This is a genomic window from Rathayibacter sp. VKM Ac-2926, from assembly GCF_022815565.1.
Taxonomy (GTDB): Bacteria; Actinomycetota; Actinomycetes; order Actinomycetales; family Microbacteriaceae; genus Rathayibacter; species Rathayibacter festucae.
This window is the reverse complement of the sequence record NZ_JALGRS010000002.1, coordinates 44,896-69,262: the sequence shown is the minus strand read 5'-3', so window position 1 is coordinate 69,262 and position 24,367 is coordinate 44,896. Positions and strand designations below refer to the sequence as shown.

Genomic DNA, 24,367 nt, shown 5'->3' with positions numbered 1-24,367 from the left:
TCACCACCCCGCACCACCCCCACAGCACCTCGACGAAAGGCAGACGATGATGTTCTCCTCCCGTGGGCGCCGCCTCGGCACCCTCACCGCACTGGCCGTCTCGGTCGCGCTCGTCGCGACCGGCTGCTCCGCCTCCGACGGCGACGCCGGCGGCGACTCCGGTGGCGACGCCGGCTCCGGCTCCGGCTCCGGCGACTACTCGATCACCTTCCTGCCGAAGAACCTCGGCAACGCGTACTTCGACACCTCCGACGCCGGCGGCGAGAAGGCCATCGAGGAGTTCGGCGGCACCTACGCCGAGGTCGGGCCCGCCGAGGCCTCCCCCGACGCGCAGGTCTCCTACATCAACACGCTCACCCAGCAGGGCGCCGGAGCGATCGTCGTCTCGGCGAACGACCCGAAAGCGATCTGCGACGCGCTGAACGAGGCGCGCGACAACGGCACCAAGGTCGTCACCTTCGACTCCGACACCAACGCCGACTGCCGCGACCTCTACATCAACCAGGCCACCGCCGAGGGCATCGCCAAGGCGCAGGTCGACCTGATCACCGAGCAGATCGGCGACAGCGGCGAGGTCGCGATCCTCTCCGCCTCCGCGAACGCCACGAACCAGAACGCCTGGATCGAGCTGATGGAGGAGGAGCTCACCGCGAACCACCCGGACGTGACGCTCGTCGACACCGTCTACGGCGACGACGACGACCAGACCTCGTTCGACAAGACCGCGGCCCTGCTGCAGACCCACCCCGACCTCAAGGGCATCATCTCGCCCACGACGGTCGGCATCGCCGCCGCCGCCCGCTACCTCTCCACCTCGGACTTCAAGGGCAAGGTCGCGCTGACCGGTCTCGGCACGCCGAACCAGATGCGCGAGTTCGTCGAGGACGGCACCGTCACCGCGTTCGCGCTGTGGAACCCGGGAGACCTCGGCTACCTCGCCGCCTACGCCTCGAAGGCCCTGATCGACGGCGACATCACCGGCGCCGAGGGCGACACCTTCGAGGCCGGCGACCTCGGCTCCTTCACGGTCGACGCCGACGGCACCGTCCTGCTCGGCGACCCCTTCACCTTCACCGCCGACAACATCGCCGACTTCGACTTCTGACCCGTTCCGCAGCCCTGCTGATCGAGTAGCGCCCACAGTGCGACGCCGTCCATGCTGATCGAGTAGCGCCCACAGGGCGACCCCGTTCATGCTGATCGAGTAGCGCCCACAGGGCGCGTATCGAGATCCACCGTCCATGAAACGGTGGGTCTCGATACGCCGCTCCGCGGCTACTCGACCAGCATGAAGTCACGCCGATCGAACGGCGCCTGCGCGGCATGCTTGTGAATCAGCCGCCTGCAGGGCGACCCTGTTCATGCTGATCGAGTAGCGCCCGCAGGGCGCGTATCGAGATCCCCCACCGAAAGGCCCCACCCCATGCAGCGCGTCTGCTTCCAGCTCCAGGTGCGACCCGAGCGCATCCCCGAGTACACCCGCCGGCACGCCGCGATCTGGCCCGACATGGCCGCCGCCCTGAAGGCCACCGGCTGGAACAACTACTCCCTCTTCCTCCGCCCCGACGGTCTGCTGATCGGCTACTTCGAGACCCCGTCGCTCGAGGCCGCCCGCGCCGGGATGGCCGCCACCGAGGTCAACGCCCGCTGGCAGGCCGAGATGGCCGAGTTCTTCGTCGAGCTCGACGGCGCTCCCGACACCGGCTTCCTGCAGCTGACCGAGGTCTTCCACCTCGAGGACCAGCTGCCCTGACTCCTCCCCTCCTCCCCGACACCCATCGGACAGAGCCGCGGCTCCGAATGATGCACGGGGCCGATCGAGGAGGTAGTGCGGGATGTCGTTCAACAGCCGCCGCTGGCAGGTCCGCACCATCGTGGCGCGGGTCCAGGCCACCGCAGCACTCAGCACGTCGACGCTGGACACGGCCGCTCGCGCCGACCGCAAGCTCGAGATCCTCCGGATCGCGGACGGCGTCGACGCCGGGCGGGTCAGCAACGACGAGGCCGTCGCCGCGTTCGAGCGCCTGGCCCAGGACGTCGGCCACACTCCCGAGGCGCGGCTCGGTTGACGCCTCCGCACCCGGGCGCACCGTGACGGACGGCGCCACGTCCGCGCAGGACGACCTCGTCCCGACGCTCGCCGACGGCGACCACGCCGCGTTCCGCCGGCTCTACGAGCGCACCGTCCGCCGCGTCCGCTCGATCACCGTCGGCATCCTGCAGGACCACGCGCAGGCCGAGGAGGTCGCGCAGGAGACCTACTTCGAGCTCTGGCGCTCCGCCGGCCGGCACGCGGTCCTCGAGGAGCAGCAGCACCTCGTCGCCGTCATCGCCCGCCGCCGCGCCATCGACCGGGTCCGCGCCGCGCAGTCCTCCCGTGAGCGCGACCACCGCTACGCGATCCACAGCTACCTCCGCGAGATCGACGAGGCGGAGTCGCACGGCGAGATCGCCGGCGAGTTCCGCCGCGCCGCGGCCGAGATCCGCCGCCTCGCCCCGAAGCACCGCGACCTGCTCTTCCTCGCCTACGTCCGCGGCCTGACCCACGCCGAGATCGCCACCGAGCTCGGCCTGCCGATCGGCACCGTCAAGACCCGCCTCCGCGACACCCTCGCCCGCCTCCGCCGCGAGCTGACGCCCCCGTCCCCCTGACCCGCACTGCACGCCGGTCGAGCACCCGCGCAGCGCCCCTGCATGCCGGTCGAGCACCCGCGCAGCACCCTTGCATGCTGGTCGAGCAGCCGCGCAGCGGCGTATCGAGACCACCCACGCCGAACCCCCGCCCTCCGAAAGTGGAGAGCGGGGGCCACTGCGAGACCGTCAGCGCGTCAGAGCGTCTGCGCGAACGGGTCGAAGTCCACCGGCACCGCGGGCACCGGCGCGGACAGCGTGCTGTCGATCGCGACGAACTCGCCGCTCTCGGCCGACTCCTGCGCCGACAGCATGACGTCGAGCACGTGGAAGCCGAGCTCGCCGGTCGCGACGTGCGGGCGGTCCTCGGCGATCGCGCGGACCATGTCGAGCAGGCCGAGGCCGCGGCCGACGACCGTGCCCTTCTGCTCGATCTCGGTCCACTCCTGCTCGCCCCACTGGCCGTCGGCAATCGAGGTGCGGGCCTTCACGTAGGCGGTGCGCCCCTCGAACTGGTTCGGGTCGGGGATCACGATCGACCCCTCCGTGCCGTGGATCTCGAAGACGCCGTGGCGCTCGAGCGCGGAGTCGAAGCTGAGCAGGCTCGACGCCTGCGGCCCGGCCGCGAACGAGGTCAGCACCTGCAGCGAGGTGGGCACCTCGACCGGGAACGTCGTCCCCGCGTCGGGGCCGGAGCGGATGACCCGCTCCTCGAGCTTCTTGCGGCCGAGGGCCGCGACCCGCTGAACCGGTCCGAACAGGCTGACGAGTCCGGTGAAGTAGTAAGGACCCATGTCCAGCAGCGGGCCCGCGCCCTCCGCGAAGAGGAACGCCGGGCTCGGGTGCCAGAGGTCCGGTCCGACCGTCTGGAAGACGGTGGACGCGAACATCGGCTCGCCGATCACACCGTCCGCGATCGCGCGCTTCGCGGTCTGGAAGCCCGGGCCGAGCAGCGTGTCCGGCGCCGAGCCGACGCGCAGCCCCTTGGCGGCGGCGTCCTGCAGCAGCTGCGCGGTGCCGGCGCGGTCCAGGCCCAGCGGCTTCTCGCTCCAGACGTGCTTGCCCGCGGCGATCGCCGCGGCCGAGACCTCGACGTGCGCGGCGGGGATGGTCAGGTTGACGACGACCTGCACGCCGGCGTGCGCGAGGACGTCCTCCGCCGAGCCCCAGGCGGGGACGCCGTGCTTCTCGGCCTGGCTCTTCGCCCGGTCGAGCAGCAGGTCGCCGACGATCAGGACCTCGACGTCCGGGAAGGACGCGAGGTTCTCGAGGTAGGTGTCGCTGATGACGCCGACGCCGATGACGCCGATCCCGATGGGCCCGCTCATGCCGCGTACCCGCCCTTCACGAGGAAGTCGTAGCTGGCCTGGATGTCCGCGAAGACGTCGCCGGGGGCGTTGTCGTACTCGATGACGGCGTACTTGATCGCGCCCTCGCCGGCCTTCAGCGCCTCGACGAGCGGCACGTCGCCCTCGCCCGGGCGGCGCTGGTCGAGGGTGTCCGAGCCCAAGGCCGCGGCGCCGGGGGCGAACGGGTTCTCGGCCGGCGCGATGCCGTCCTTGACGTGCACCGCGACCAGGCGCGAGCCCAGCTTCGACACCAGCGCGGGGCCGTCCTGGCCGCCGGTCAGCGCCCAGAACAGGTCGAGCTCGATCTCGACGCGCTCGTCGGTGGTCGCGACGAAGCGCTCGTAGGCGGTCCGGCCGTCGAAGGAGGCGATGAACTCCTGCGCGTGATTGTGGTAGCCGACCTTCAGGCCGAAGGTCGCGGCGACCTCGGCGGCCTTGTTCAGGCGGTCGGCGATGTCCGCCACGCCGTCCTCGGTCAGCCAGCGCTTGGCCGAGACGAAGGGGTCGATGACGGTCTGGATGCCGATCTGCGCGGCCGCCTCGAAGACGACCTCGGGGGCGGGGGTCGGGATGGATCCGTCCGGCGTCCACAGCTCGTCGGAGAGCAGCGGAGCGTGGCCGGTCGGCGAGGCGAGACCGCTCGCGTCGAGCGCGGCGCGGATCTCGGCGGGACGGCGGACGAAGTCGAACGCCTCGACGTTCTTCAGTCCGATCGCCGCGAGCTTCTCGAGCGAGCCGTTCGGGTCCTCGGAGAACTCCTTGGCCAGCGTGTAGAGCTGGATGGAGGCCAGGGGCAGAGTCATGATCGATGTCGCTTTCACTGGTGATGGTGGTGCGGGCAGGACTGTCGTCTCCGACCAGCCTGTCCTATGGACGTCCGAGAAAGGCCTATCGGACTCTCTTGATGGGGAGGATGACGAGTGCGCCGACCACTGCGGCCAGTGCGCAGACCGTGAACCACAGCCCGTAGTTGTTGCCGGTCGGGTCGCTGACGTAGACGAGGATGCCGCCGACCAGCGGCGCGAGCGTCTGCGGCAGCGCGTTGGCGATGTTGAAGACGCCGAGGTCCTTGCCGGAGTCGTCGGGGTTCGGCAGCACGTCGACGACGAGCGCCAGGTCCACGCCGACGTAGATGCCGTAGGCGAGTCCGAGGACCGCCTCGAGGACGTAGAAGGCGCCGATGTCCTGCACGAAGATCAGCGCGAAGGTGCCGACCGCGAAGAGCGCGGTCGAGCTCCAGACGAACACCTTGCGGCGCCCGATCCGGTCGGAGAGCCAGCCGGCGAAGTAGCTCGCGCCGACGAGGGTCACCGTGTAGATCAGCACGCTGGTGGTGATCACGGCCGGGATGCTCCCCTCCTCCACGCCGATGTGGTTGAGGAGGTAGAAGAAGCGGAAGGTGGTGAAGCCGAAGCTCGCGAAGATGATCAGGAAGCGCGACCACCACGCGAGCGCGTAGTCGGGGTTCTTCACCGGGCTGACCCAGAAGGTCTCGGCCCAGTCGCGCAGCGTCGCGCGCGGCGGCGCCTGCGGCAGGCGCTTGTCGGGCAGCACGACCGCGAAGACGACCATGGCGACGATCGCGAGGATCGACGGGGCGACGAACATCACGACCAGCTGACCGGCGAACGCCTGGGCCACGTAGGTGCCGCCGAGGATGCCGACGTTCTGCGCGATGCCGAGCGCCGCGGTGATCTTGCCGCGCTGGAACTTCGGTACCTGGTCGGCGAGCGTCGCGGTGAAGGGGGCGAGCGTCATGTTCGCGCCGAGCTGGGCGAGCGACCAGCCGACGGTCGCGACGAGCAGGGTGGGGGCGAGCGCCATGATCGCGAAGGCGACCGTCATCAGCACCGTGCCGGTCACGATCCAGATCCGGCGCCGGCCGAAGCGGCTCGTCGTGCGGTCGGAGAGGCGGCCGACGACGACGTTCGCGATCGTGGCGAAGAGGGCGCCGAAGCCGCCGAGCACCGCCGCGGCGCCGGTCGCGCCGTCCTGCGCGATCTCGCCCGACTCGACGAGCGACTGGATCTTGAGGCCGATGCCGACGACCGCCGGCCCGAGCAGGGCGATGAAGAAGATCAGCTGCGCCGCGAGCAGCCAGAAGACGTAGCCCTTCGTCGCCGGCTCGGTCGGCTCGGAGAACGAGTGGTGCCCCCGCACCGTCGCCGTCGCGGTGGTCATGCCCGAGGGCATCCCCGCCGCGGATCCGCTGGACGTCGTCATGATCGTTCCCTCTCGTCATCGAGTGTGCAGAATCGAGCGGTCGTGCCCAAAACCTTGCGTCGTGTGGTTTTGAGTATGCAGGGCGGCTCACCTCGCCGCAACCGTCGGCCGCCCGAGCCCGGCCCCCGAGTTGCGCAAGATCCTGCGACGACGACGCTAGCCCTCCCCCTCGCGCCACCGCCGCCCCTCACCCGAGCTGGCGCGCGACGTCCGCGCCTGCAAGAACCTGCAGCACACGCGCCCGAATCACCGACGTGAGAGATGATCGAAGGTCTGTACGTTTCGAATAGCGAATTGTACAATCGGTTCATGTCGACCATGACCGTCTCGGATGCGCGAGCCAACTTCTCAGAACTGATCACACGCTCGCAGACCGAAGCGGTCTTCGTGGAGCGTCACGGTCATCCGGAGGCCGTCGTCGTCAGCCCGGAGCAGTACGAGCGGATGATGGACGCCCTCGAGGACGTCGAAGACGCGCATGCCTTCGACGCGGCCATGGCGGAGGAAGGCGACAACATCCCATGGGCGCAGGCCAAAGCGGACCTCGGCTGGGAATGAGCCGCTACAAAATCGAGCTGCGGCCTGCCGCCCTGAAGGCGCTACGGAAGATCGATCCGAACGATCGGAAGCGGATACAGGGGGTCATCGCCCTGCTCGGCGAGGACCCTCGACCACCGGGCGCGAAGGCGCTGCAGGGGCGGGCAGGTCTCCGCGTCCGCGTCGGCAACTACCGGATCGTGTATACGATCGACGACGGAGTACTCTCGATCGTCGTGGTGACACTGGGCCACAGGCGTGACGTCTACGACCGCTGAAGAACCCGAGCTCCGAATCGAACCGGAGTGCAGCAAGCCGATCGAGAACCGCCATCAACCAAGAACGGCCCGCCGAAGCGGGCCGTCCTGTTCTGTCTCAACCAGAGTGCGCCCGGAGGGATTCGAACCCCCAACCTTCTGATCCGTAGAAAAAGTCGTGACGTCCACCGGGGTCCAGGGGTCGTGTGTAGCTGCACGTCAGGCGTCCACATGATGCGCTCCGACAGCGATGCGGTCGAGTTGCTGTCACGGTTGCCGCCTATGCCTGGTCGGTGACCCTGTGATGGATCAGGACTGAACCAGCTTTTCCTGCCGACCCTCATGTTCGATACTCCAGCCGGTCACCCGCGTATGCGGCCCGATGCCCTTCCTCCAAGCGTCTTCGGCTCGAACATCCGGGGCATTGCTCGTGAATCCGAGTGGGACAGGATTCTTCTCGCGGTTTCTGCACGCGCCGGGAAGCTCTGCGAGATCTGCGGCGACCAGTCTCACGGTCCCTTCGGCAAGATTCAGCACCCCGACTGCCACGAGATCTGTTGATTCGAGATGCGCGACGGCGCAGTGACCCATGTGCTCGCTGGCCTCGTCGCCCACTACAAGAGGTGCCACAACATCCAGCACATCGGCCGCGCGCCAGACCTTGAGGACGTCAATGAGCGACTGCAACTTGTGAACGGCTGGACCCACGCGTCGACTCAGACAGACATTCGTCGCGCGTTCCGACGCCTCAAGCTTCTGAAGGGTCTCGACGTAGATCTCAACTTGTTGAGCCTGCTTGGTCAGCTCGCCGTCCCAGGCTCGCCGGACCTGCATGACAGCGATCAAGGCCTGTTCCCCAGGCCACGCAACTCGACCTCGGGCTCGGCTAAATCAAGAGACCGACGTAAGCTACAACAGCGGACTCGCCCCACACACGTGGAACGGCGGGTCTTGCTGTTTAACTGTGCAACCGGTCAGCGCCTCGAACTCATCGAGGAGCGCCCGGGCCGGAGCGAAGCGAGGACCGGACGCACCGCAGGTGGGTCCGCCAGGCAGAGCCCGGCCCGGACACACCGCAGGTGGGTCCGCCAGGCAGAGCCCGGCCCGGACACACCGCAGGTGGGTCCGCCAGGCAGAGCCCGGCCCGGACACACCGCAGGTGGGTCCGCCAGGCGGAGCCCGGCCTTGAACGAGTAAAGAACGTTCTCACCAGGATCCCCGAGCCGCTCGTGACGCTCGGATAGAGTATGACGCGACCGCCAAGGTTCAAGGAGACGATGATGGCCCGTTCTGATCTCCTGCTCGATTTGATCGAAGCAGAACAAAGAGGGGACAAAACGCGTTTCCGTGGTCTGGTCGAGACAATCATCGCCGAGGAGCGCGCGAACCAGCATCATCTGCTAGCCGACAGGCTCGCGCAATTGATTACCACACATGGACAGGCCGGCTCGACGCAGCGTGACAGCTATAGCTCTGCCGTGTCTGATCTGGTCCACGAGGTGGTGCCTCGTAGACGGGTCGACGACTTGCGACTTGAGCCGCTCGTGCAACAAAGTGTCCGGGAGCTGATCGAAGAGCATCACCGCGGCGACCTCCTACGCAGCTACGGTATCGAGCCCCGCAATCGCGTGCTTTTCGAAGGGCCTCCTGGTAACGGAAAAACGTCTTTGGCTGAAGCCATAGCCACAGAACTGATGCTACCGTTCTACACCGTGCGATACGAAGGCATCGTCTCGAGCTTCCTCGGCGAGACTACGGCGCGACTTGACCAGGTCTTCGATTTCGCCAGAACCCGACGTTGCGTCCTATTCTTCGATGAACTCGACACTTTGGCGAAGGAACGCGCAGACGCACACGAAACTGGAGAGATCAAGCGAGTCGTGTCGACGTTGCTGATGCAAATCGACCGGCTCCCGGCGCACGTCATATTGATAGGTGCAACTAATCACGGCGAACTCCTGGATCGCGCCGCGTGGCGCCGATTCCAAGTACGCGTGACGCTCCAAAGCCCTACCCGATCAAAGATGACCGAGTTCCTCGAAGTTCTCACGAACCAGTTAGGTGGGAACTTGGGGTTCTCTCCCCGCACTCTTGCCGACAAGCTTGCTGGAGCTAGCTACGCCGAAATCGAGGAGTTCGCGAAAGATGTGCGACGACGCATGATTCTTGAAGGCCCCGGCGCCGACACCTCATCCATAGTTCAAGCGAGGATCGCCATGTGGCGCAGCCAGGCATCATCTTGAGCGACCCGAAACCCTACCTTGCGTTCCCGGTCTCCACACCGTTGGTCCGTCCCGCAGGATCTCCAGCTACGCCGCCTCGAGTAGTTGGACCTGCTCCCGCAGATCAAGTAGCAAGAATCGGCCCCAAGCTCGCTCGCCTCCAGAGCGCGCTCGAGAACCGTCGTGTTGCCGCAAAGGGCAGTTCCGACGAGAGCAATCCGTCACTAATAGTCGTGTTCGACCTAGCTGGTAGTGTCGATGATTTCCATAAGGCCGTTTCGCATGTGCCGGGGCTTGAGTACCTCCTAGAGATGGATGAGGAAAAGAGCGCACCCGACGAACTCTTCCACACCGAAACGAATGAAGGCCCCACCAACAAGCCTGTCCAGCGGACAGTCCATGTCGTCATGTCTGACGCCGCGGCGGCTCAACAGCTGGTGAGTCTTTTCGATACTTGGCAGACCAATCCGAGCGTGACGCTGGAGCGAGGGCTTGCACCCCTAAAACGAGTCTTCGCCCAGCTTCGAGACGTTCGACCATGGAGCGCTCAGGATCGAGTGAGAGAGACCGGGTTGCTCGAGCAGTGGCGAGATGACCTTGCTGCCGCGGGACCATACGTCAGCTTCAAGCGTGTCGAGATCGAGCTTTGGTTCAGGCAGTCAGTGAGCCTTAGAACCGCAGCAGAGAGCATTGTCCGCACGCTCGTCGTCGAAAGCGGCGGCACCGTGGTCACGTCAACAGTCATCTCCGGCGCGGGCTACCACGCGATACTCGCCGACATTCCGATCCAGAAAGTTGAGCAGGTCGTTGCGGACGGGGCGAACCAGCTTGCTGTTCTCACAACAGACGCGGTCATGTTCGTGAGTCCGTTTCGACCCATGTCATTCGAACCTGCCAGTGATGTCGAGCAGATCGTAAGCTCTACGCCCATTTCACCCGACAATTCGCCGCCACGTGTGGCCTTACTCGACGGCCTCCCCATCGCGAATCACCCGCACCTAGTGGGACGCGTACTCGTCGATGACCCCGATGACCTCACTCCGTCGTATCCCATTCCGAGCAGGACGCATGGGACCGCAATGGCGTCGCTCATCATCCGGGGAGACTTGCACGATCAGACTCAAAACCCAGCGCGACGGATTTACGCACGTCCAATTCTCGTGCCACACGAGTTTAATGAACGTCACGAAGTTTCCATGAGCGACGTCCTTTTTCCAGATCTCCTCCATCGCGCGATTCGCCGCATGGTGGCAGGAGAGAACGACACGCCGGCTGCCGCGCCCAGTGTGCGCATCGTCAACCTTTCGATTGGCGATGACAGCAAGGCGTTCATCGATCGGATGAGTCCGGCAGCGCGTGTGATCGACTGGCTTTCATACACGTACAACCTGTTGATCGTTGTTAGTGCTGGCAACCACAGCTACCCGCCGCTCGAAGTCAGCAGGGAAAGCCTGTCCGACATCACCCAGATGCGCTCCGCGGCCCGGCGAGCGGCGTTCGCGTCGGCTCGCCATCGCGGTCTACTGTCGCCCGCGGAAGCCATCAACGCTCTGACGGTCGGGGCGGTGCACACTGACAGCTCAGAGGCCGATCTGCCAGACACAGTCATTGATCCAACCCAGGACGGTAGTCCGGCGCTCTACAGCGCGCTCGGGCTCGGATATCGGCGCTCCGTGAAGCCAGAAGTCTTCATGTCCGGCGGGCGTTCCACTTACTTACGACCAGTGGGTGACTCGCCGTCGGCACGCCTCGATCTCGCGCAACCTGGTGCTACGGGTCCCGGTCATCTGGTTGCCGCTCCGACCCGGGCCGGCGTAGAGGTAGGAATCAGTTACACGCATGGGTCGAGCAATGCCGCAGCTCTGGCAACACGCGCCGCAAACGAGATTTTCGAGATCCTGGAGGATCCCAGTCGCGTAGATGCCCCATTCCCTTGGCCGGACGCACAGTACCACCCAGTTGTCACGAAGGCCCTGCTGGTTCATTCGGCCAGATGGGGTGCAATGAAGGACCACATGATTTCGGAGCTTGGGGACACGCACGATACCTCGAGAAGCAGCAGAAACCTGACTAAATTGCTCGGCTACGGCCGTGTCTCCTTTGACCAGGTGCTTTCGGCGCTCTCGAACAGGGCAATGGTTGTCGGGGCTGGGTCCTTGCGCCCAGACCAGCGCCAGACATTCAATTTTCCGCTCCCAGAAGATCTACGTGCCTCTGCCGCGTGGCGACGACTCACAATCACACTGGCATGGTTCACTCCCGTCGATGCGAAGTCTCGAAAGTACAGGGGAACGAAGCTCAAATTCGAGGCGCCGAAGCTCGCTGACATCGGAGCCACGCCATCTGAGGCCGAACACTGGACAACGCGCATGGGCACCGTGCAGCATCAAGTCTTAGAGGGCACGGGTGCGGTTGCTTTCTCAGACGACGGCACCATATCTATAAACGTCGACTCTCAAGTGGACGCGACCAAATTCCGTGAGCCTGTTCGCTTTGGCCTTGTGGCGTCGCTCGAGGTTGCTCCAGAGACCTCGGTTGCGATCTTCGATCAGATCCGTGCCGGGCTGCAAGTTCAGGCGCGTGCTCGCGCCACAGCACAGGTGCGTGCTCGCTAGGCCTTGCTTCTTGGAGGGATACTCGCTCCCCGAGTAGGTATGACATCCACTGCGGCAGCCTTGCCTGATTGATTTGACTGCAGGAGAATCTGTATCGGGTCATATCCAAAAGAAGCCTGCCGCGCGGCAGATAGATCGCCGGCATAGCTTCGGTCCCACATGGCAATTACTGGCAAGCGAGCGCTTCGACGCAGCCAGCGGCACGAGTCGTTCGCGGAGACGACGCTCCTCGCGGCGCATCCGCGTACTGAGCCTCGCCGTCGACTCCGCTGAAGCGACCCCATCAACGGGTGCCAGCCCTGAAGATGACGATCGAATCCCCCTGCTCAAGGCGGAGTTACTGTCCGGAGCGCTGACACTCAATTCTCTCCGACCTGAACTACAGTTCGCTCGATGAACGAATCCAACAGGATTCAATCAAGGGGTTATGAGTAACATCATCCTGAAACACAGGTTGTGCGCATCTGCGCATCCGACCCAGGAGGAACACTGGCCGGTGACAAAATCAGGACTGCCGGAGAACCGCGAGAGCTACTTCGGCGGGCCGGCTTACGCTGTCGGCGACGCGGAGCCGCTCATCGAATTCGTCGATGGGAAGCCTGCCGGCCTGCAGCACGACAGGGACACAGGAAAGCCGCTGTGGACGGTCCGGGTATTTGACACCGATCCTGAGGCTTCCAAGGGCCAGGGCGAGGTCACAGTCAAGGTCGTGGCAGCTGCACCGCCCGCTCTGCCCGCGGGACTGCCCGGGCTACCCTTCCGCCCGGTGATCTTCGATGATCTCGTGGTCGTGCCCTACGTCAAGGAGGGGAACGGCCGACCCCGCGTCGCGTACTCGTTGCGCGCAAGCGCTATCTGCCCCGCCGCTTCTCGGAAGGCCGGCGACTCATGATCATCGCAGAACTCCGGAACTACGGTGCTGCGCTGCGAGTGGTCTTCAGCCGAAACAAGATGCCTTTGGTTCTTCTCGTCGCGACGATCGTCTTCCTGGGACAGTGGCGACCCGCCCAACTCGTTATGGGCGCGACACTACTCATTCTCATCCTCATCACCCTCGTCTGGCGGTACCGGGACGGCCAAACCTCGCCCGCCACCAGTTCCATGTCTGGCGGCGACGTCAGTTCGCGTACATCCTTGCCGTCTGGTCCGAGCTGATGCTCTGGCTTGGGATCGCCGTCCGAGTCGCGCAGTCTGCACCGAAAGTTCCTACGATCCGGTCGGCACCGTGGACTGCTCAATCTCAGGTGCTCAGTGTCCTGATCCTACGGGCCTGGAGCGAGACCGGCTCGCGCGAGCAGCGTCGGCCATTGCGGAGTCGCTTGGATCCGTGGCCGTCACCGTTGATGCAACACCGGGCGGAGCGAACGTGACAATTCAGTTCGCGGATCGGCTCTCAGCCGGTCATGGTTCCTCCGTCGCGCCGGACAACGGCGAAGATCCCATCCGGGTCCGTGCCGGCTGTGCCTCCGACGAAGCCATTCGGTACACCGCGTCGCGATACCCGGCTCCGCGGCACGAGGTCGTTCTCGCGCCGGTTCCCTCGACCGTCGATCCAGAATCCGCGACATCGCGACCACGCCGGCCGCGTCGCAGCCGCCAGGCAGGAGAAGCAGAATGAACACCAAGACTCATATCCGATGGTTCATCGGACTCCGGCGTCAAGGAATATGTGAAGCACTGGATCGACCTCTTCATCATTCGACGCAGGCGTGTTCCTCCAGGAGAAGACCAGGGAAGTCCCCTTGTGATTGCGAGCTTCAGCCAACGATTGGTCGAACGCACGCAGAAACGAACGTTCGAGCGCCTGAGCAAACAGCTCGTCGGGGGTGCCGTCAACACGAAACGGTCGTTCCAAGGACTGGTTCTGAGCATCGTCCCCGCTGATTAGAACATTTACTGCGACCTAGCTCGGCGACTCAACATGGTCAGACGATACCGCCGCGGTTCGAAGACGTTGCTGTCGCGTTAGCTGTCAGCCGTCCATCCAAGAGCGCAAGACGCCGTCTCCGACTGAGATTCACCATGAAAATCAGGGATGAAAAATAATCATTCACAAGCCAGAACAAGAACGGCCCGCCGAAGCGGGCCGTCCTGTTCTGTCTCAACCAGAGTGCGCCCGGAGGGATTCGAACCCCCAACCTTCTGATCCGTAGTCAGATGCTCTATCCGTTGAGCTACGGGCGCAGTCCATCGCGTGGCCTTGGGGGGCGCACGCAACGAGGTACGACTATACACATCGGGGAGCCCCTCCGCGAATCGAGCGGGCGCCCGCCCGGGCCCGCGTACCGTGGCAGGCATGGAGGCCGCCGCGATCGAGCTCGTGCGCTTCGTCGTCTCGCCGCTGCACCGGTTCGAGGGGCGGCCGGCGGACGGCCCGATCCCCTCCGAGGGCAACGAGCAGCCCGAGCGGATCGAGATCCGCGCGGGACTCGGCATCGTCGGCGACCGCTACTTCGCCCAGCGCGCGCATCGCACCGCCGCGGTCACCCTCTTCGCGATCGAGTCGCTCGAGCACGTCGCGGCGGAGCTCGGCCGTGCCGCGTTCGACCCCGCCGACACCCGCCGCAACATCATCGTGCGCGGCGCCGACATCGACGCGCTCGCCGGCCGCACCTTCGCGGTGGAGCAGGGCGGCGAGCGGATCGAGTTCCAGGGCGGCCGCCCGGCCAACCCCTGCGCCTGGATGGACGTCTCGCTCGCGCCCGGCGCCTTCAAGGCGATGCGGCGCCGCGGCGGCGTCCGCTGCGCTCCGCTCACCAACGGCGTCCTCCACATCGGGCCCGCCCGGCTGATCCTCCACCGCTCCGAGGACATGCTGATCTGAGCGGATCGGCCAGCGCCTAGGCTCTCCCCCGACCCGTTCCCGCCAGGCCGCTGCGCCGCGACACCCGAGGAGGCGCCCGTGCCCTACCCCGGCCGCCCCCTGCGCGCCCTCGCCTCGAGCGTCCGCCACGGCCTGCGCGACGTCTTCTCCACCACGCGCTCCCGCCGGCGCGACCCGCGCCGCCGCTACAAGAACACCGACGTCTCCGTCCTCCGCGTCCACCGCCGCGACGTCTACGCCCGCGTCAACACCGTCGGCCACACCGGCGAGCGCACCTTCGTCCTCGTCCCGGGCATCGGCGTCGCCGCCACCTACTTCGAGCGGCTCGCCCCGGCGCTCAACGAGTTCGGCCCCGTGCACGCCCTCGACCTGCCCGGCTTCGGCGGCGTCCCGCACCCGCCGAACGCCCGGCACATGACCATCGGCGACTACGCCGAGCTCGTCGGCGCGGTCATCGACGACCTCGGCCTCGACGACCCGGTCGTCCTCGGCCACTCGATGGGCACGCAGGTCGTCGCCGAGCTCGCCGCGCGCCGGCCCGAGCTCACCACGATCGTCCTGCTCGGCCCGGTGATGAACCCGCACGAGCGCCGCATCCCCGTCGCCGCCTGGCGCTTCCTCCAGTCGAGCGTCCGCGAGCCGGTCCAGGTCGCCGTCCTCGCCGCCGCCGCGTACCTGCTCTGCGGCCCGCGCTGGTTCTCGCGGGTGCTGCCCGAGATGATGCAGTACCGGATCGAGGACGTCCTGCCCCGGATCCGCGCCTCCACGCTGGTCATCCGCGGCGAGTTCGACCGCCTCGTCCCGCGGGAGTGGGCCGAGGAGGTCGCCGAGTCGATCCCGCACGCGCGCGCCTGGGAGATCCCGGACGCCTCGCACTCCGTGATGCACGCCCACGCGGAGGAGGTCGCCCGGCTCTGCGTCGAGCACGCCCGCGCGCCGCAGCCCGACCGCGACGAGGCCTCGCTGCGCCGCTTCCCGGACGACGAGATCGACCGCTCGCAGGAGGACGCCCCGATCGAGGACCCGCTGGGCGCGATCCGCGGCCGGGTGACCGAGCTCGCCGGCATCCTCGTCGACGACGACTCGCTGATCGCCGAGGGCAAGACCCAGCACGCGGAGGCGACCGACCCGGCCGCCCTGCAGGAGTCCGACACCGATGCCGGAGACGGCGACTCCGGGCCCGGCCTCTTCGACACGCCCGCCGCACGCTGAGCGCGGAGCCCGCTCAGGACTCCTCGCCCACGATCTCCTCGCGGATGCGCCGCAGGTCCTCGGCGAGCGCCCCCAGCAGGATCCAGTGCTCCGGGTGCGGGGTCACGATCACCAGCGGGGCGGTCAGCGCCGGCAGCTCATCGGTGATCGGCTCGGGTTCCGGCACCGCGACCGAGGACTGCACGAGCAGCCGCAGGTCGTGCGCCGCCCGGTGCAGCTGCACCGCGATGTCCCCGATCGTCGGCTCGCCCACCAGGTCCTGGTCGTAGAGGTCGTGCACCGTGCGGGTCATCCCGCGCACGCGCGTCACGATGCGGGCGAGCCGCGGAGTGACGGAGTCCAGCGCCAGCAGCCGGTCGCGGTGCGCGGAGCGGCGCGGGTTGAGCCGCAGCGACTCCTCACCGGTCGCGATCGCCTCCTCCGCCTTGGTCTGCATGGTCTGCAGCAGCCGCGCGTTGATCAGCAGCTCGCTGAGGCGCTCCCGGCCGACCCTCGTCTCGAGCACGTCGGCCAGGTCGTCGAGCGCCGCGGCGAGCTGCGCGGTGAGGTCGCCGACGGCCCGCTCCGCCGGTGCGAGGGTGATCGGCGGGACGATCAGCGCGTTGACGACGATCCCGACGGCCGCGCCGATCAGCGTCTCGAGGATCCGGTCCACGGCGTAGTTCGGCGTCACCGAGCCGACCGAGAGCACGAGCATCGCGCTGATCGGGATCTGCACCGCGGAGGCGGGTGTCAGCCGGACCGCCCAGCCCACGGCGATCGCGGCGACGATCGCGCCGAGGACGATCGCACTGTCGTCGCCGAAGAGCGTCCCGATCAGCGACCCGACGACGACGCCGATGATCACGCCGACGCTGCGCTCGAGCGCCTTGGAGAACGACTGGTTCACGCTGGGCGCGACCACCAGCAGCGCCGCGATGGCGCCGAAGACGGGCAGCGTCCCGGGGAAGATCAGCGCGGCGATGATCCAGGTGACGACGGTCGCCGCCGCCGTCTTGACCAGCTGCAGCACCGGCGGCCGCGTGTCCACGGTGAAGCTGGACGTGAGGCGCATGGCTCCACGGTAGCCGCGGCGTGCGGGCGCGGTCACTGCTTCGGCGCCGCCTCGATGCTGGCGAGCACCGCCCGCAGCCCCCGGGCGGCGTCGTCGCGGAGCGCGTCGGGCACCGCGGCGAGCAGTTCCCGCTCCACGTCGAGCACCTCGGGGAAGGCGGCGTCGACCAGCGCGGTCCCCTCGGCGGTCAGCGCGATCAGCGCGCCGCGCCCGTCCGCCGGGTTCGCGGTCCGCAGCACCAGCCCGCGGCGCTCGAGCGCGTGCAGCCGCTTCGTCACGGCCGGGGCGGAGGCGAGGCCGATCGTCCGCAGCGTCGTCGGCGACTGCGGTGCGGCGAGCCGGCGCAGCGTCGTCAGCACGTCGAACTCGCCGCGGGTCAGCTCGAAGGCGGCGAGCCGCTCCTCGGTCGCGCGCACCAACAGGGCGGAGGCGCGGATCATGCGACCCGCGACGTCCACCGCCGAGGTGTCCAGCTCGGGCCGCAGCCGGCGCCAGCCCGCACGGATCTCATCGACGGCGTCCGGAGCCGCGCCGGGGTCCGGACGCGACGAGTCGCTCGACAGAAGATGATTCACGAGTAAAGTATATCTGGTTCACCCGTGAACGACCTCTCCGGCCAGTGCCGCTCGGATCCACCCGCCGACCCGAGGACTCCGATGCCCGCCACCCCCTCCCTCCGCAGCGCGCTGCCGCACCCCCGCGAGCTGGTCACCTTCGGCCCGCACGACGGCGCCCACCGCGTCGCCCTGCGCGCCGGGATCTCGATGGCGGTGCCGCTCCTCCTCCTCTGGGTCTTCGGCCGCACCGACCTCGCCCTCTACGCCACCTTCGGCGCCTTCACCGCGCTCTACGGACGCCGGCACACCCACCGCCCGCGCCTGCTGATGCAGGCCTCGGCGGCCGCCTACCTCGTGGCGATGGTGACGATCGGCACCGCCGTCGCCCTGTCGCCGCAGCGCGACTGGCTGATCATCCCGGTGGTCACCCTCGCCGCCGTCGGCGCCGCCTACCTCAGCGACGCTCTGCACTGGCACCCGCCCGGCCCGCTCTTCCCGGTGTTCGCCGTCACCGCCTGCGCCTCGGTGCCGGTCGAGGCGACGCGGATCCCGGAGGCGTTCGCCCTCGCCGCCGCCTCCGCCGCCTTCTCGCTGCTCATCGGAGTGAGCGGGATCGCCGCCCCGCGAGCCCGGCTGCTGCCCGCGACGCCCTGGCGCCCCTCCTTCCGCGCCGCCGCCGTCCGCTCCACGACCCGCGCCGGGATGCTCCGCTTCGGCGCCGTCGTGCTGATCGCCGGCGCGATCCCCACCGCGACCGGTCTCGGCCACCCCTACTGGGCGATGGTCTCCGCCGTCGCGGCGGTCTCGGGTGCCGACGCGACCGCCCGCCTCGTCCGCGCCGGCCACCGGATGCTCGGCACCGTCATCGGCGTCGCGATCGCCGCCGCGCTGCTCGCCCTGCCGCTGTCCCCGCTGGCCACGATCGGCGTCGTCGTGCTGCTGCAGATGCTCGCCGAGCTCGTCGTCGGCCGCAACTACGGCCTGACCCTCGCCCTGATCACCCCGCTCGCGATCCTGATGGTCGAGCTCGCCCACCACACCGACGAGTTCGTCCTCCTGCGCGACCGCGCCCTCGAGACCGCCATCGGCGTCGCGGTCGGCGTGGCCGCCACCCTGCTGGCCCATGCGGTCGCCTCGCGCACGCACAGCGGAACCGCCGCCACCCGCTGACCGACGACGCGCATGCAGAGCACGTCACCCACCTCCAGATCTGCTCCAGATCGTGACAGAATCTGGAGCAACGAGAGGCGGGTGCGACGGTGAAGGTCCCCATGCCGCCCCCCGACTGGGCAGCGGTCCTGCACGGCGAAGGCCGAGATCGGATCGTCTCGGCGATGGTCGGCGCCGATCTCGACGACAGCGCCTACCTGCCCTGGGACAAGATCCGCTACCGGACTCCTCCCGCCGGCCTCACCGTCCAGGAACTCTGGGCGGCCCTCAAGCTCCGTCGTCAGTCCGGGCTGCGCACGGTCGCCCTCTTGTCGAAGGAAGGCAAGGCCTTCTCGTACACGCTCACCGATCACCTCCTCCGGAGGTGCGAGGAGATCGCGGCCCGCGCGAGCGGCACGATCTCGATGCCCGAGCTCGCCGTCTCTCAGGGGGACCGAGACCGCTACGTCGTCAGCTCGCTCATCGAAGAGGCGATCACCTCCAGTCAGCTGGAGGGCGCCTCCACCTCGCGCCGCGTGGCCAAGGAGATGCTCGTCTCCGGTCGCCGCCCCGTGACGAGGAGCGAGCGCATGATCCTGAACAACTACCGCGCGATGGAGCGCATCCGAGAGGTGGCCGAGGAGCGGCTCACCCCGGAGCTCGTCCTCGAGCTGCACCGCATCGTGACCGATGGCACGCTGGACGATCCCGAGGACGCCGGACGCCTCCAGCAGGAGAGCGACGAGCGCGTCCGCATCTTCGGAGACGACGACCAGATCCTGCACGTGCCGCCGCCGGCCGCCGAGCTCGCCGATCGGCTCGAGGCACTCTGCCGTTTCGCGAACGGCGAGGACGGCGACACCGCCTATCTCCCCGCTCCGCTCCGCTCGATCGTCCTGCACTTCATGGTCGGCTACGACCACTACTTCGCCGACGGCAACGGCCGGACCGCGCGGATCCTCTTCTACTGGAGCATGCTCCGGCAGGGGTACTGGGTGACGGAGTACCTCACCGTCTCTCGGATCCTCAAGAACGCTCCGGCCAGGTATGCGGGCGCGTACCTGCTCACCGAGGACGACGACGGTGATCTCACGTACTTCCTCACTCACCACGTCGACGTCTACACGCGGGCGCTCGACGACCTGCAGAGACACCTCCAGCGCAAGAGCGCTGAACTGCGGGACATGAGAGCCCTGCTCGATCGCCGATCGAACGACCTCAATCCTCGGCAGCTCGCCGCACTGGAGTCGGCACTCCGCGATCCGCAGTCGGAGTTCACCGTGCACGGCCATGCCACCACTCACCGCGTCTCCGGAGAGACCGCTCGAGTCGACCTCCTCGGCCTCGAGGAAGCGGGCCTGTTCGTGCGCTCCCGGCGGAGCAAGAGCTATGTCTGGCGTCCGGCCGGGGACGCGGGCCGCGTGGTCGAGAACGCTGCGGAGGAATGACCGCTCGCGCCTCCGTCCGATCCGGATGCGGGTGAGGAGCCCGATCGCCCCTCACCCGAGCACGACGGAACCCCCGGTCGGCTCGCGCTGACCGAGGGTTCCACCGGCGGGGGTCGGCGGGCGCCGGACCCGATGGGCCCGCCCGCCCCCGCACGAGGCGCGGGGTCGCGCGGCGGTTCCCCCCACCGCGCGACCCTCACGCCTCAGCTAGGCGACGAAGCTCCACTTCTGGTGGTTGCCTCCGTTGCAGGACCAGGTCCCGAGCTGACGACCCGCGGTCGTGCTCTCGTCGGGCACGTCGAGGCAGGCGCCGCTCGCGCGGTTGACGATCGTCTGACCGCTCACCTGCCACTGCGACGTCTGTCCGGACGTGCAGGGCGCCTGCACCAGCGCGCCACCGGAACCCGAGCTCCCCGACTGCGCGAGGCAGAGCCCGCTGTGCTGCGTCTGGAACTGCACGTAGCCACCGGCCGACGCCCGGGCGAACACGGCGTTCGACCCGTTGCCGCAGGTCCACTGGACCACCTTCGAGCCGGTCGCGGTCGAGTCGTCCGCGACGTTCACGCAGAGTCCGCTCGAGGCCGACTTGATCGTCGACCGGGGCAGCGCCGGGGCGGCGTTCACCGTTCCCGCCGCGGTGTCGATGACGACCCCGTCCACCTCGGGCATGGCGACCGAGGTGTTCGACGGGAACTGCAGCGGCTGCCAGACGTAGCTGGAGTCGTTGACCGCGCCGTTGTTGGCGCCCGCCCAGCGGTCGCCCATGTAGAGGTAGGACGTGCCGGCGCTGCCGCTGATGGTCGCGACGTAGGTCGGCTGCGAGCGGTTGCCGGTCGGCCCGCCGAAGTCGGTCGGCGTCGACCACGGCCCGGTGATCTTCGTGGCCGTGGAGTATTTGTTCTGGTTCGGGCTCCAGCCGGTGGTCCCGGACGAGAGCGCGAAGTAGACGCCGTTGCGCTTGAAGATCGTCGGCGCCTCACGCGACTGGTTCTCCCAGTGCAGGCCCTGGAACGACTCGACGTTCGTGTACGACGCGTTGAGCTTGAAGATCGCCGTCGACGCGTTCGTCGTGGGGATGGCCGTCGACGAGAAGAGGTACGCCGAGCCGTCGTCGTCCTGGTACACCGTCATGTCGCGCGACTCGTAGCCCTGCGGCCGGAAGCTGCCCTGGTAGGCGTAGGAGCCGTCGATCGTGCTCGAGGTCGCGACCGCGACCCGGCCCTCCCAGTAGTTCTGCCCGTTCTCCCAGTGCATCCAGAGCACGTACTTCTGCGTCGCGGCGTTGTAGACCAGCTTCGGCCGCTCGATCGTGGAGACGTTCAGCTCCGGCGCCGAGTTCTTGGTGAGGATGTCGCCGCGGAACTCCCAGTTCTTGAAGTCGGTGGAGCGGTAGAGCGGGACCGAGATGAACCGGTTGTCCGCGTCGGTGCTCTGACCGACCCAGTAGTAGTACTGCCCCACCTTGAGCAGCCCGGCGCCGTGCCCGTGGATCGGCTGGCCCTGGGTGGTGAGGAACTGCGTGCCGTTCGTGACGGTCTGCGGCGCCGCAGTCGCGGGCGCCAGGCCCGTGACCGCGACCAGCGCCGCCGTGGCGAGCGCCATGAGCGCCAGCCTGATCCGTCCTCGTCGTTTCGTCATTGAAACTCTCCTTCTAGTTGAGGGTCATCGAGGGGACGACCCACGTGGTGGTCGACATCGCCGGAGCGGATGCCGTGAATCGGTTGCCGGCGAGCGCGGCCGAGGGCAGCGCCGCGAGGTCCTGGGAGCCACTGGTGCGCACCCCCGAGGCGGTCGCGGTGGCGGGAGCGAAGCGGCTGAGGTCGTAGGTGACCGTCGCCGGCGTCGAGGTGGTGTTCACCGTGACGAGGACGACGCGCCTGCCGGCCTCGTCGTGGAAGGCGACGGTGTCGTTGTCGCTCACGCCGATCACCCGGTAGCCGCGGCGGATGTAGCGGCTCCACTGCGCCATCGCCCAGAACTTCTTGTTCCGGGTGTAGCTCGACAGGTCCGCGGAGGCGTTGTTGAGGTCGGTGTCGAGCATCCCCCAGCCCCCGGAGTCGACCGCCTGCCAGTAGGCGAACGCGCTCGCGCCGAGCCACTTCACGTCCCAGAGGATGTTCTGCGAGAGGGTCGTGCCGCTGGCGTCGCCGTTGCCGTGCTCGGAGTCCCAGATCCGCGTGCCGCGCGCGGCGGTCTTGAAGCCGGTCCGGTCGGAGCCCTCGTAGCTGTGCACGTTGTACTGCCCGACGAGGGCGCGGGTCTGCGCGGACCAGCTGTTCACCGTGTCCCGGCCGACGTCGATGCTCGTCTCGTCCGACGCCGCGATCCGCGTCGGCGACCCCTGCCGCGCGAGCTCGTCCGCCAGCGCCTCGAGCATGATCGCCTGGTTCGCCGGGAGCATCCGGTTGCCCTCCTGGCGGTTGCCGAAGGTCCAGTAGGCGGCGCTCGGCTCGTTCACCGGCGACAGGGTGCGGAACGGGACACCCCAGGTCGTGCGGAAGCGCTCGTTCACCGTCACGAGGTAGCGGGCGAAGGCCTCGAAGCTGTCGGGGCGCAGGTTCTCGGCGGCGTTCCTCCCCCCGGTGACGCTGCCCGAGATCGTCATCCACCAGGGTGGCGAGTTCGCGAACGACTCGGCGAGGAACTCGCTGGCCGGGATCCGCGACTTCGCTGCCTGCAGGAACCAGCGCTGATTCGGATCCGCCGACCAGTCGTAGGCCGCCGAGGCGGACGCGAGGTAGCCGGGGATGCGGGCGCGCAGGTCCATGTGCCCGGGGTAGGCCGGGTTCTCGCCGCCGCCGATGTTGTAGCGGACGATGTTCAGCCCGAGACCCTTGTCGCGGTCGAAGAGCAGATCGGCGTAGGTGTCGCGCACCGCCTGCGTGCCGCCGATGCGGTGCGCGAACCAGCAGAGCGCCGTGCCGAAGCCCTCCCACACCGGTCCGCGCTGCGCCGGGTCGACGACCGCCGTGCCGGTGGCGGCGTGCGCGGGTGCGGCGCCCGGCCCGGCCACCGCCGTGACCGCGCCCGTGAGCGCTGCCGTGCCCGCGAGGGCGAGAAGCCCTCTCCTGTCCATCTTCATGGGTACCTCCTTGTACCTGTGGTGCTCGTGCAGCGGCGCTCGATCGGCGTCTCCACTGCGCGGATGTCCACGTCAACATCACTTCGGTGAACGTAGCATGGCAGCGCAACCATCGCCAGTACGATGCGCGCCACGATGGTCAGGAGCCTCGGACGGGGGTCACTCACGTCCACGGGAGGATCGTCGTCCCCGAGCACCAGGAGCGACGCACCCGGGAACGACAGAACCCCCGGTCGGCTCTCGCTGACTCGGGGGTTCTGACTGGCGGTACCGATCGGGCCCGCCGCGGTGCATGCCGGCTCAGGTCACCGGTCTCATCGACCTTGCCGCCCCTCACCGCTGAGACGACGAGCGCACCAGAGCTGATCACCGCAGGAACGAAGCTGAGCAATGACTCCGCTGGGAAGCCCTGCACGATGAGCACGACACCGGCTGCGAGACCTCCGATGGCGAGGAGCTGCGACCCGATCGCTCCGACGATCACACCGACGGATTCCGCCCTGGTGAGCCGAGTCAGCGCTCCTGCGCGAGCATGTTCATTGGCGACACGCGCATCGACGATCTTCTCGGCACTGCCCGGGACGACGCGCTCGTATCCCTCGATCATCGCGACCGGAGGGAGAGGACCTCGAAACGATCGGCTTCGAGCGATCGCCTCTACCGTGCCGGAGCGTTCAGATTCTTCTTCGATTTCGGCGTCGATCGTTCGATCGATGAGACCTCGGTCGGCGTCGGGTGACCAAGCGCCTTCTTCATCTCGCCCAGGCGCCGCCTGTCGCCCGTCATTCCCACGAATGCTCCATGGGTCAGGCCCCTCATCGCTGCTCGAGCTGTCGGTGTCATCTGGCAAACCTACGTCCTCCGCCGGGCGAGAAGGAGCTCTCGCCATGTCATCGACCGAGAGCCTAGGCAGCTCAGGCACCGGGGGTACGAGAGACGCGTTTCCTCTGTCGCTCCACGTGACCAGCCCCCTCCTCGAGAGCTCGACAGCTGTCACCATCCGCCTCCGCCGACGGTGTCGCGCGGTCCGGGAACGACAGAACCCCCGGTCGGCTCTCGCTGACTCGGGGGTTCTGACTGGCGGTACCGGTGGGATTTGAACCCACGGTGGACGCAAGCCCACACATGTTTTCGAGACATGCTCCTTCGGCCGCTCGGACACGGTACCGAGGACGAGTGTACGCGAGGCTCAGGAATCCCGCCAATC

General features: G+C 67.7%; 23 protein-coding genes and 2 tRNA genes. 15 read left to right on the top strand and 10 right to left on the bottom strand.

All coding sequences use genetic code 11. The annotated features are described in order from the left end of the window. The first annotated feature begins 46 nt into the window (after window positions 1-46). From rhaS to MT351_RS02830, 4 genes are all read left to right on the top strand, one after another. Complete coding sequence (rhaS, locus tag MT351_RS02845; protein WP_243581180.1) at window positions 47-1,105, top strand: rhamnose ABC transporter substrate-binding protein; 1,059 nt, start codon at window positions 47-49, stop codon at window positions 1,103-1,105. A 318-nt stretch (window positions 1,106-1,423) separates the two neighbouring features. Continuing rightward, window positions 1,424-1,753, top strand: coding sequence for an L-rhamnose mutarotase (locus tag MT351_RS02840; protein WP_123705497.1), 330 nt, complete (start codon window positions 1,424-1,426; stop codon window positions 1,751-1,753). A gap of 82 nt (window positions 1,754-1,835) precedes the next feature. Continuing rightward, window positions 1,836-2,069 carry a hypothetical protein gene (locus tag MT351_RS02835; RefSeq protein WP_165909178.1) on the top strand — a complete coding sequence of 78 codons (234 nt, stop codon included), beginning with the start codon at window positions 1,836-1,838 and terminating at the stop codon, window positions 2,067-2,069. Between the two features lie 22 nt (window positions 2,070-2,091). Beyond that, on the top strand, window positions 2,092-2,652 hold the full coding sequence (locus MT351_RS02830; RefSeq protein WP_243581179.1) for a sigma-70 family RNA polymerase sigma factor: 561 nt from the start codon (window positions 2,092-2,094) through the stop codon (window positions 2,650-2,652). Window positions 2,653-2,828: 176 nt separating this feature from the next. Here the strand turns inward: MT351_RS02830 and MT351_RS02825 are convergent, their stop codons facing one another. From MT351_RS02825 to MT351_RS02815, 3 genes are all read right to left on the bottom strand, one after another. Further along, window positions 2,829-3,959: a Gfo/Idh/MocA family protein gene (locus tag MT351_RS02825; RefSeq protein WP_243581178.1), complete on the bottom strand. Its 1,131-nt coding sequence runs from the start codon at window positions 3,957-3,959 to the stop codon at window positions 2,829-2,831. Continuing rightward, window positions 3,956-4,783: a sugar phosphate isomerase/epimerase gene (locus tag MT351_RS02820; RefSeq protein ID WP_243581177.1), complete on the bottom strand. Its 828-nt coding sequence runs from the start codon at window positions 4,781-4,783 to the stop codon at window positions 3,956-3,958. The genes MT351_RS02825 and MT351_RS02820 overlap by 4 nt, the downstream gene beginning before the upstream one ends. Window positions 4,784-4,868: 85 nt before the next feature. Continuing rightward, window positions 4,869-6,203 carry an MFS transporter gene (locus MT351_RS02815; protein ID WP_243581176.1) on the bottom strand — a complete coding sequence of 445 codons (1,335 nt, stop codon included), beginning with the start codon at window positions 6,201-6,203 and terminating at the stop codon, window positions 4,869-4,871. 309 nt (window positions 6,204-6,512) lie between these two features. Between MT351_RS02815 and MT351_RS02810 the strand changes: the two genes are divergently transcribed. Together MT351_RS02810 and MT351_RS02805 are read left to right on the top strand one after the other, a co-directional pair. Continuing rightward, complete coding sequence (locus MT351_RS02810; protein ID WP_243581175.1) at window positions 6,513-6,761, top strand: type II toxin-antitoxin system Phd/YefM family antitoxin; 249 nt, start codon at window positions 6,513-6,515, stop codon at window positions 6,759-6,761. Continuing rightward, the gene (locus MT351_RS02805; protein ID WP_243581174.1) at window positions 6,758-7,018 is read left to right on the top strand and encodes a type II toxin-antitoxin system RelE/ParE family toxin; all 261 of its coding nucleotides are present in this window, start codon (window positions 6,758-6,760) and stop codon (window positions 7,016-7,018) included. The genes MT351_RS02810 and MT351_RS02805 overlap by 4 nt, the downstream gene beginning before the upstream one ends. Window positions 7,019-7,306: 288 nt before the next feature. Here the strand turns inward: MT351_RS02805 and MT351_RS02800 are convergent, their stop codons facing one another. Continuing rightward, entirely contained in the window at window positions 7,307-7,843 is a 537-nt protein-coding gene (locus tag MT351_RS02800; RefSeq protein WP_243581173.1) for a hypothetical protein, read from the bottom strand. A gap of 434 nt (window positions 7,844-8,277) precedes the next feature. Here MT351_RS02800 and MT351_RS02795 point away from each other — a divergent pair, with 434 nt between their 5' ends. The 4 genes from MT351_RS02795 to MT351_RS02780 all read left to right on the top strand — a co-directional run bounded on the left by MT351_RS02795 (window position 8,278) and on the right by MT351_RS02780 (window position 12,989). Continuing rightward, complete coding sequence (locus MT351_RS02795; protein ID WP_243581172.1) at window positions 8,278-9,240, top strand: AAA family ATPase; 963 nt, start codon at window positions 8,278-8,280, stop codon at window positions 9,238-9,240. A 212-nt stretch (window positions 9,241-9,452) separates the two neighbouring features. Then, on the top strand, window positions 9,453-11,834 hold the full coding sequence (locus MT351_RS02790; RefSeq protein WP_243581171.1) for a S8 family peptidase: 2,382 nt from the start codon (window positions 9,453-9,455) through the stop codon (window positions 11,832-11,834). Window positions 11,835-12,261: 427 nt separating this feature from the next. Next, on the top strand, window positions 12,262-12,726 hold the full coding sequence (locus MT351_RS02785; RefSeq protein ID WP_243581170.1) for a hypothetical protein: 465 nt from the start codon (window positions 12,262-12,264) through the stop codon (window positions 12,724-12,726). Next, on the top strand, window positions 12,723-12,989 hold the full coding sequence (locus MT351_RS02780; protein WP_243581169.1) for a hypothetical protein: 267 nt from the start codon (window positions 12,723-12,725) through the stop codon (window positions 12,987-12,989). Before MT351_RS02785 ends, MT351_RS02780 begins: the two co-directional genes overlap by 4 nt. Window positions 12,990-13,945: 956 nt before the next feature. On the opposite strand, the gene MT351_RS02775 is transcribed toward MT351_RS02780, so the two are convergent. Continuing rightward, window positions 13,946-14,018 (bottom strand) — tRNA-Arg (locus MT351_RS02775). Window positions 14,019-14,130: 112 nt separating this feature from the next. Here MT351_RS02775 and MT351_RS02770 point away from each other — a divergent pair. Then, window positions 14,131-14,658 (top strand): MOSC domain-containing protein, encoded by a 528-nt coding sequence (locus MT351_RS02770; protein ID WP_123736632.1) that lies wholly within the window; start codon window positions 14,131-14,133, stop codon window positions 14,656-14,658. A 78-nt stretch (window positions 14,659-14,736) separates the two neighbouring features. Then, window positions 14,737-15,870 (top strand): alpha/beta fold hydrolase, encoded by a 1,134-nt coding sequence (locus MT351_RS02765; RefSeq protein WP_243581168.1) that lies wholly within the window; start codon window positions 14,737-14,739, stop codon window positions 15,868-15,870. A gap of 13 nt (window positions 15,871-15,883) precedes the next feature. Here MT351_RS02765 and MT351_RS02760 read toward each other — a convergent pair whose 3' ends face one another. Then, window positions 15,884-16,924, bottom strand: a complete 1,041-nt coding sequence (locus MT351_RS02760) for an aromatic acid exporter family protein (RefSeq protein ID WP_243581167.1) — start codon at window positions 16,922-16,924, stop codon at window positions 15,884-15,886. Between the two features lie 32 nt (window positions 16,925-16,956). Further along, entirely contained in the window at window positions 16,957-17,499 is a 543-nt protein-coding gene (locus MT351_RS02755; protein ID WP_243581166.1) for a MarR family winged helix-turn-helix transcriptional regulator, read from the bottom strand. A gap of 81 nt (window positions 17,500-17,580) precedes the next feature. Between MT351_RS02755 and MT351_RS02750 the strand changes: the two genes are divergently transcribed. Both MT351_RS02750 and MT351_RS02745 read left to right on the top strand, forming a co-directional pair. Beyond that, complete coding sequence (locus tag MT351_RS02750; protein ID WP_243581165.1) at window positions 17,581-18,651, top strand: FUSC family protein; 1,071 nt, start codon at window positions 17,581-17,583, stop codon at window positions 18,649-18,651. A 101-nt stretch (window positions 18,652-18,752) separates the two neighbouring features. After that, on the top strand, window positions 18,753-20,078 hold the full coding sequence (locus MT351_RS02745) for a Fic family protein (RefSeq protein WP_243581164.1): 1,326 nt from the start codon (window positions 18,753-18,755) through the stop codon (window positions 20,076-20,078). A gap of 207 nt (window positions 20,079-20,285) precedes the next feature. Here the strand turns inward: MT351_RS02745 and MT351_RS02740 are convergent, their stop codons facing one another. Beyond that, window positions 20,286-21,716 carry an RICIN domain-containing protein gene (locus MT351_RS02740; RefSeq protein ID WP_243581163.1) on the bottom strand — a complete coding sequence of 477 codons (1,431 nt, stop codon included), beginning with the start codon at window positions 21,714-21,716 and terminating at the stop codon, window positions 20,286-20,288. Between the two features lie 13 nt (window positions 21,717-21,729). Further along, window positions 21,730-23,160 carry a glycoside hydrolase gene (locus tag MT351_RS02735; RefSeq protein ID WP_243581162.1) on the bottom strand — a complete coding sequence of 477 codons (1,431 nt, stop codon included), beginning with the start codon at window positions 23,158-23,160 and terminating at the stop codon, window positions 21,730-21,732. 532 nt (window positions 23,161-23,692) lie between these two features. On the opposite strand from MT351_RS02735, the gene MT351_RS02730 reads away from it, so the two are divergent. Continuing rightward, complete coding sequence (locus MT351_RS02730) at window positions 23,693-23,899, top strand: hypothetical protein (RefSeq protein WP_243581161.1); 207 nt, start codon at window positions 23,693-23,695, stop codon at window positions 23,897-23,899. A 339-nt stretch (window positions 23,900-24,238) separates the two neighbouring features. On the opposite strand, the gene MT351_RS02725 is transcribed toward MT351_RS02730, so the two are convergent. After that, a tRNA-Ser gene (locus tag MT351_RS02725) sits at window positions 24,239-24,328 on the bottom strand. Window positions 24,329-24,367 lie beyond the last annotated feature (39 nt).